Origin of the sequence: uncultured Adlercreutzia sp. (assembly GCA_910585575.1) — a bacterium.
Taxonomy (GTDB): Bacteria; Actinomycetota; Coriobacteriia; order Coriobacteriales; family Eggerthellaceae; genus Adlercreutzia.
The window spans coordinates 21965-28887 of sequence record CAJUFS010000029.1; the positions used below are offsets into that span (position 1 = coordinate 21965).

General features: G+C 60.3%; 5 protein-coding genes and 2 tRNA genes. 4 read left to right on the forward strand and 3 right to left on the reverse strand.

What is annotated here, in order from left to right:
- Window positions 1–53: 53 nt before the first annotated feature.
- A complete protein-coding gene (locus tag QZ307_RS05545) occupies window positions 54–1346 on the forward strand; it encodes a peptidylprolyl isomerase (RefSeq protein ID WP_295997000.1) in 1293 nt (430 codons plus the stop codon).
- Window positions 1347–1439: 93 nt separating this feature from the next.
- A complete protein-coding gene (locus tag QZ307_RS05550; RefSeq protein ID WP_295997005.1) occupies window positions 1440–2267 on the forward strand; it encodes an ATP-binding cassette domain-containing protein in 828 nt (275 codons plus the stop codon).
- 477 nt (window positions 2268–2744) lie between these two features.
- On the opposite strand, the gene QZ307_RS05555 is transcribed toward QZ307_RS05550, so the two are convergent.
- A tRNA-Ser gene (locus tag QZ307_RS05555) sits at window positions 2745–2837 on the reverse strand.
- Window positions 2838–2900: 63 nt separating this feature from the next.
- Window positions 2901–2992, reverse strand: a tRNA-Ser gene (locus QZ307_RS05560).
- 196 nt (window positions 2993–3188) lie between these two features.
- Between QZ307_RS05560 and QZ307_RS05565 the strand changes: the two genes are divergently transcribed.
- Window positions 3189–4010: an amidohydrolase family protein gene (locus tag QZ307_RS05565; protein WP_295997008.1), complete on the forward strand. Its 822-nt coding sequence runs from the start codon at window positions 3189–3191 to the stop codon at window positions 4008–4010.
- Between the two features lie 447 nt (window positions 4011–4457).
- Here the strand turns inward: QZ307_RS05565 and QZ307_RS05570 are convergent, their stop codons facing one another.
- The gene (locus tag QZ307_RS05570) at window positions 4458–5768 is read right to left on the reverse strand and encodes a hemolysin family protein (protein ID WP_295997011.1); all 1311 of its coding nucleotides are present in this window, start codon (window positions 5766–5768) and stop codon (window positions 4458–4460) included.
- A 671-nt stretch (window positions 5769–6439) separates the two neighbouring features.
- Here QZ307_RS05570 and QZ307_RS05575 point away from each other — a divergent pair.
- The coding region (locus tag QZ307_RS05575) for an MFS transporter (protein WP_295997013.1) at window positions 6440–6923 on the forward strand (484 nt) is incomplete at its 3' end.

Sequence of the window (6923 nt, forward strand, 5' to 3'; positions counted from 1 at the left end):
ACGCACCTGAGAAACGAAATACGCAGCCCCGTCGCCTATGAGGGAAGGTATCTATGAAGAAACGGTTTTTTGCGAAGTCTTTTGCCGCCGTCAGCCTGGCCGCCCTGTGCGCGGTAAGCGTCATGGGTTGCGCCGAGGGCGACGGACAGAACAAGCAGACCTATACGGGGGGCGTTGCCGCCACGGTGAACGGCGTCGAAATTCAGGAAGATACCGTGACGGCGGCCATCGAGGGCATCCGCGAGCAGATGGGCACCACCGACGAGGACTCTTGGGGCCAGTGGCTTGCCGAGAACGACTACACCCCCGAAAGCGTGCGCCAAGAGATCATCGACTCCTACGTTGACCAGGAGCTTATCAAGCAGGGCAGCGAGTCTATGGACATTCATGCCGACGAGGAAGAGGTCAACCAGTACGTCGAGTCCATGCGCAGCAACTACGACACCGACGAGGCCTGGGCCGCCGCGCTCGAGGCCGTGGGCATGACTGAGGACGAGTACCGCGAGAACATCGAGCTCTCGCTGGTGTCCCAGCAGTTGCGCACCAAGGTGGCCGAGGGCTCCGAGGAGCCCACCGAGGAAGAGCTGCTCACCTCGGCGAAGACCTACGTGCCCAGCTACGACGGTGCGAAGAAATCCTCCCACATTCTGTTCGACGCTAGCGATGAGGACTTGGCCAAGGAGGTGCTCGAGAAGCTGCAGGCCGGCGAGCTGGACTTCGCCACGGCCGCCGAGTCCTACTCCAAGGACACGGCTTCGGCTGCCGACGGCGGCAATGTGGGCTGGGACAAGCTGACCAGCTTCGTTACTGAGTACACCGATGCCCTGAACGAGCTGAAAAAGGGCGAGATCAGCGGCTTGGTTCCCAGCAGCTACGGCATTCACATCATCGAGTGCACCGACGTGTTTGAGGCTCCCGAAGACCTGACGAGCATGGATCAACTGCCCGAGGAGTTCCAGGAGGCCGTGAAGGCCATGCTCACCTCCTCCAACGAGTCTCAGGCGTACTACGCGTGGGTGGAGGAGCAGCGTGAAGGCGCCGACATCCAGGTGAACGACATGCCTGAGGGGCTTCCCTACTACGTCGATATGGCGAACTACCAGAAGAGCGAAGACGACACGAGTGGCCTGATCACCGGTACTGACGAGAACGGCAACCCCGTGACCGTGGATACCGTTGAGGGCACCACCGAAGGCGATGCCGCTGCCGAGGGTGATGTGGCGAGCTCCGAGGAAGGCTCCGCGGAGGGCGCTGAAGCTGCCGATCAGGCGGCCGAGGGCGATGCCGCCGAGGGCGACGAAGCCGCTCAGGGCGACTCGGGTGAAGGCGACGCCGCTGCCGAATAAGGTTACACCGCGAGGGTTTTCCTTGCGAGGAGAGAGAAGGAAGCGCCCGCTCGTTTGAGCGGGCGCTTCCGCATGAAAGGGAGAGACGGATCCATGAGTCGTGTTGAAGCTGCCCCTGTCGCGCACGGCGGCCTTTCCTCGCCCCCTCTCGTGCACCTGCGCGATGCCTGTGTCCGCCGCGCGGGGCGCACGATTCTCTCGGTAGGGGAGTTTTCCCTGCCCGAAGGTGAGTCGGTGGCGCTGCTCGGCCCCAATGGCTCAGGGAAATCCACCTTCATCGGCTTGCTTACGCGCGAGGTGCATCCCCTCCATCGCGACGAGGCCCCCGTGTTGTTCCGGGGAAGCGCGCGCACCACCTTGGCCGACATCAAGCGGGCTATGGGAGTGGTGTCCTCGTCGATGCAGGATCAAATTCGTGTGCATTTGCCAGCGGCCGATGTGGTGGCCGGGGGTCTCTTTGGGTCTCTCGGCATTCCCCTGCGTCGCGAAGTGACGGAGGCTCAGCGTGCTCAGGCGCGTGCCACTATGGAAGTTCTCGGCATCGCCGACTTGGCCGATCGCGACATTCTCACCCTGTCGACAGGCCAAGCGCGCCGCGTGCTCATCGCCCGCGCCCTGGTGCACGAGCCGGATGTTCTCATTTTCGACGAGCCCTGCACGGGCCTTGATCCAGCGGGCATGTATCACGTGCGGCGCACCATGAGTCAGCTGGCTCAGGAGGGTCGTGCCGTGATGCTGGTGACGCACTATCCCGAAGATATCGTGCCGGAAATCCAGCGGCTGCTGCTGGTGAAGGAAGGCCGCCTCGTCGCCGACGGCCCCAAGAAAGAGCTGCTTACCAGCGACGCGATGACAAGCCTGTTCGAAGTCCCCCTCGAAGTAGTAGAAACCCACGGCCAGTACAGCATCGTGGGGGCTTAATTAAGTACGTGTTAGGCGCCATGCTGGGAAGCCGACCGCGCGCAAAAGCTCCAGGCGAGATTTAGAACTCTTTTTTACGATACGTTAACCGGCTCGAACGAGGCGCGATGGAAAACACCGTCTTGTTGGCCAACACACGGCCAAACAAAGAGGGTTTTCCATCGAGAAGCCCGCGGCATTGCCACTCAAGCCCATTCGCTGCTAACAAAACGCAAAAAACTAGCCAGAAAGAGGACGATCCTTCGCAGGGTTCGAATCCCAACTTGTTTGGGACATACCGCTACAGGTAGGGGCTATATTGTAGAAAGTAAACTGGCGGAGGAGGAGGGATTCGACGCGCCTTCGCCTTCGGCGAATTCGCGAGACCTCGCTTCGCTCGGCCCAGAACAGCCCACTGGGCTGTTCTGCCTTCGCAGGGTTCGAATCGCACGACCTCCTGAAATGAAAAAACTCCCGTTGCCGGGAGCTGAGTTCAAATGGCGGAGGAGGAGGGATTCGAACCCTCGTCACCGGGGTTACCGGTGAAACGGTTTTCGAGACCGCCGCATTCAACCACTCTGCCACCCCTCCGCTTGGGGTGAAGCCCACACGGGGCGTTATATGCAAGCGAGCCTTACGGCTCGCGGGAAAATCTGGCGGAGAGATGGGGATTCGAACCCCAGATACCCTTTTGGGGCATACACGATTTCCAATCGTGCTCCTTCGGCCAGCTCGGACATCTCTCCGCATAGCGTCTGCTCCACCGAAGTGAAGCGTCTTAGAAGTATAGCGCAGCCTTGGCGGCACCTCAAGAAAATTTTCGCGGGATGGAGGGTATTTGCACAAGTCGGCCGGGGAAGCCCTGCTTTCGGCGATTTGACCGTTTCGCCCGTTCGACGCTCTGCGTACAATGGTGCCAAAGAGCGAGACGAAGGAAGAGCCATGCCCATCATCGATGCCCATTCCCATATCTATCCCGAGAAGATTTCTCAGAAGGCCGTTGGGTCGGTGGGGAAGTTCTACTCGGCCCACATGGACGCTCCCGACGCGTCGGCCCAGGCGCTTCTCGACACCTGTGAGGGTTCGCCCATCACCCATCACCTGGTGCACTCGGTGGCCACCAGCCCCTCCCAAGTAGAGACCATCAACGACTTCGTGGCCGAGCAGTGCGCCGCCCATGACAACTTCATCGGCTTCGCCACCATGCATCAAGACTACGAGAACGTAGAAGATGAAATCGATCGCGCCATTGATCTGGGCCTGAAGGGCGTGAAGATTCATCCCGACAACCAGCGCGTGAACATGGACGACCCGCGTCTCATGCGCCTGTACGAATGCATCGAGGGCCGCCTTCCCATCGTCATCCACACGGGAGACTACCGCTACGACTTCTCACACCCAAGGCGCCTGAAGAAGATCCTGCACACCTTCCCCAACCTGGTAGTGGATGCCGCCCACTTCGGCGGCTGGTCTATCTTCGACTATGCCCTTGAAATCCTCGAAGATGAGAACTGCTACATCGACACCTCGAGCGCCCTGGAATTCCTTGGCCCCCGTCGCACGGTGGAGCTGGCGCGTGCCTACGGCATCGAGCGCGTGATGTTCGGCAGCGACTTCCCCATGTGGAGCCCCGTGTCGGAGCTGAACATGTTGGCGTCTATGGGCTTCACCCAGGAAGAATTCGAAGCCATCACCTGGAAAAATGCCCTACGCTTCATCGGCGTAGAAGAAAGCGACCTTCTGCCGCAAGCCCAAGGGGAGTAGCGGACGGCCCCGGCATCCCCGGAGGGCACCGTCTGAACACCAAAAAGAAAGGCGACCAAAGGTCGCCAGGCAAAAGCATGAAGGAGCGCAGCGCACGAGCGAAGCGAGCAGCGGAGCGGCGCGTGCCCGCAGGGAGCGCCGGGGCCGTCCGCGGTCAGGTAGCTTGAACTCCCAGATTCCCAGAGTGACCAATTTGGTTTCCCGCCGGCTGTCAAAAACGAGGGGTTCGGTCCCTCCGCTTCGTAAAACCCCAGGTCATAAATCCTCTTAAACGCAAGAGAGGGAACCAAATCCCCTAATTCTGGAACCTTTCCCGATTCTGGAACCACGGACCCCAACCTTGGCTTCTGCTGCCCGGTGGAAGCAGCCCCCAGCAACAAGAAAAGGCTCCAAAAGGAGCCTTTTCACGTGTCTCAGGGAAAGAGCTCGCGGACGGACAGGGCGCCCTTACTCTGCGTCCGGGCGCTCGATAGCCATCCCGATGCGGTCGATGCGCAGGCGATCCATGGTCAGCACGGTGAAGGTAACCTTGGTGCCCTTGTCCTCCAGGACGCACACATCGCCCTCACCGGGAATGCGATCGAACAGCGAGAGCAGCAGACCGCCGGCCGTTTCCACGTCGGCCGCCTCTTCCGGCTCGAAACCAAGGATTTCTACTAGTTCGTTAATGCCCAAAGTGCCGTTGATCTGGTACGTGCCGTCGGGCATCTGCTCCACGTCGTCGTCGGTGTCGTGGACGTACTCGTCATCGATGCGGCCCACAATCTGCTCCATGATGTCGCTCATGGTGACGATGCCGGCCGTGCCGCCGTGCTCGTCAACCACGACACAGATCTTCGTGCGGCCTTCCTGCATGGTTTCCAGCAGCTTGGCAATGGGAATGCCCTCGGGAACCGGCGGAAGCTCGCGGATGTTCCAATCGGCCACGGGGGTGTCCAGCGGCATGTCTACCAGGTCTTTCGTGTGCACAAAGCCCACCATGTGGTCTTTCGATCCGTTGCACACCGGGTAGCGCGAGTACTTGTACTGGCGAATCAGCTCGAGGTTCTCTTCCAGCGAGTCTTCCAGGTTCAGGCAAATGACATCGGTGCGGGGGGTCATGATGCCCTCGGCGTCCTTGTCGCCCAGATCGAAGATGTTGTCCACGAACTCGTTTTCCTCGGCGCCAATCAGGCCGTTCTCCGTGGATTCGTCGATGAGCAGCTTGATCTCCTCGCCGGTGTACACCTCGTGCTCGTCGGCCGGGTCATGGCCGAACAGGCGCATGACGCCGTTGGTGATGCCGTTGAAGATGACCATGACAGGGTAGGTGATGCGGTAGAACACGCGCAGCGGACCCGCGGTGTGCAGCGCGTACTTCTCGGTGGAGAAGATGGCGAAGGATTTCGGGATGAGCTCGCCCACTACCACATGCAGCGTGGTAACGATGAAGAAGCCCACGGCCACACAGATGGGGTACACGGCCGACTCGGGGAAGCCCCAGGCCAGCAGCGGCGCTTCCAGCACGGCGGAAACGGCCGGTTCGCCCAGCCAGCCGATGGCCAGGGAGGCAAGGGTGATGCCCAGCTGGCAGGCGGACAGGTAGGCGTTGATGTGGGTGGTCACGTCGCGGGCGGCCTCGGCGCCGCGCCGCTTCTCGGCCACGGCCATGTCGATCTGGCTTTTGCGCACACGGACGAGCGCGAACTCGGCTACTACGAAAAATGCGTTCATAAGCAGGAAGAACAGCACGAGCAGTAAGCATATGGCGGTATACATACCGGAAACACCCTTTCGCGGAAAGCGTCGACCCTGGACTTTTCGCCCCAGCACGCTTTCTCTGTCGGAAATCGATGACCCTTATCCTAGGGGATTTCGCATATCCGCGCAGCGCCACCGTCAAACTGACACCACATTATTACGCGGACGGAAACGATCCGCGCGTCCCTGGCGAGTCGCGCGTCCTTAAAAATGACCCAGCGCGCTTCTTTTGGCTTGGAAGAAGCGATTTTGGAACGTGCAGAGGCGAAAACTCCTTGCGGGTAAGCTGTTTTGGCTGCAAAAACACGTATTTGGAACGGCAAACGCGCTTTGGTGTTCCAAAACCGTCAGTTCTAAGCCAAGAGAGCGAGCAAGAAGGCTGTTTTGAGGGACGCGGTTCCAAAACCGTGCGTTTGCAGCCAGAGGGAAGCAGGTCTAGCGCCGCCAGGGGGCAAAACCGCTCACCCGAAGCCAGACGGGTCCAAGCTCGCTCTCGATTCGCCGTTCCTACAGGAAAGAAACTCCTTGACCGAGTATCCCGAGGGAATGGCATGGGCAGTGGTAAAGTTGCTAGGTTTTCAGAAAGACAAGCATAACAAGGCATGCAAGCAAATGAGAGAGTGTCGGGCGCTTGGGGAGGGAGTTCTCGCAGCTCCGCAGGTCGTCCGAGGACAGCGAACGAGGTGTATATGAAGCTTACGCGCAAGCAGTGGTTGATGTTGGTCGTCCTGGTTTTGGGCGCCTTTGTGACGGTGCTCAACCAGACGCTCGTCACGCCGGCACTGCCCTCCATCATGGAGGAGATGTCCGTCGACCAGTCCACGGCCCAGTGGCTGACCACGGGCTTTACGCTGGTGAACGCCATCATGATCCCTATTACAGCGTTTTTGCAGGACCGGTTCTCAACGCGTAAGCTGTTCGTCTTCTCTATGGGCTGTTTCGCCGTGGGCACCCTGATGGCGGCCACGGCCTACAACTTCCCGCTGCTGCTGGGCGGCCGTTTGGTGCAGGCCGCAGGCGCCGGCATCCTTATGCCCGTTACCATGACGGTGCTGATGCTGGTATTTCCCGTCGACCGCCGCGGCTCAGCTATGGGCATCTTCGGCCTGGTCATCGCTTTCGCGCCGGCCATCGGCCCCACGGTGGCGGGCTTCGTCATCGATCAGGCCGACT

What these genes read in the sequence shown, in the direction of transcription:
- QZ307_RS05545 (WP_295997000.1), top strand. Translation starts at nt 54, where the DNA reads ATGAAGAAACGGTTTTTTGCGAAGTCTTTTGCCGCCGTCAGCCTGGCC.
- QZ307_RS05570 (WP_295997011.1), bottom strand. Translation starts at nt 5,768, where the DNA reads ATGTATACCGCCATATGCTTACTGCTCGTGCTGTTCTTCCTGCTTATG.
- QZ307_RS05550 (WP_295997005.1), top strand. Translation starts at nt 1,440, where the DNA reads ATGAGTCGTGTTGAAGCTGCCCCTGTCGCGCACGGCGGCCTTTCCTCG.
- QZ307_RS05565 (WP_295997008.1), top strand. Translation starts at nt 3,189, where the DNA reads ATGCCCATCATCGATGCCCATTCCCATATCTATCCCGAGAAGATTTCT.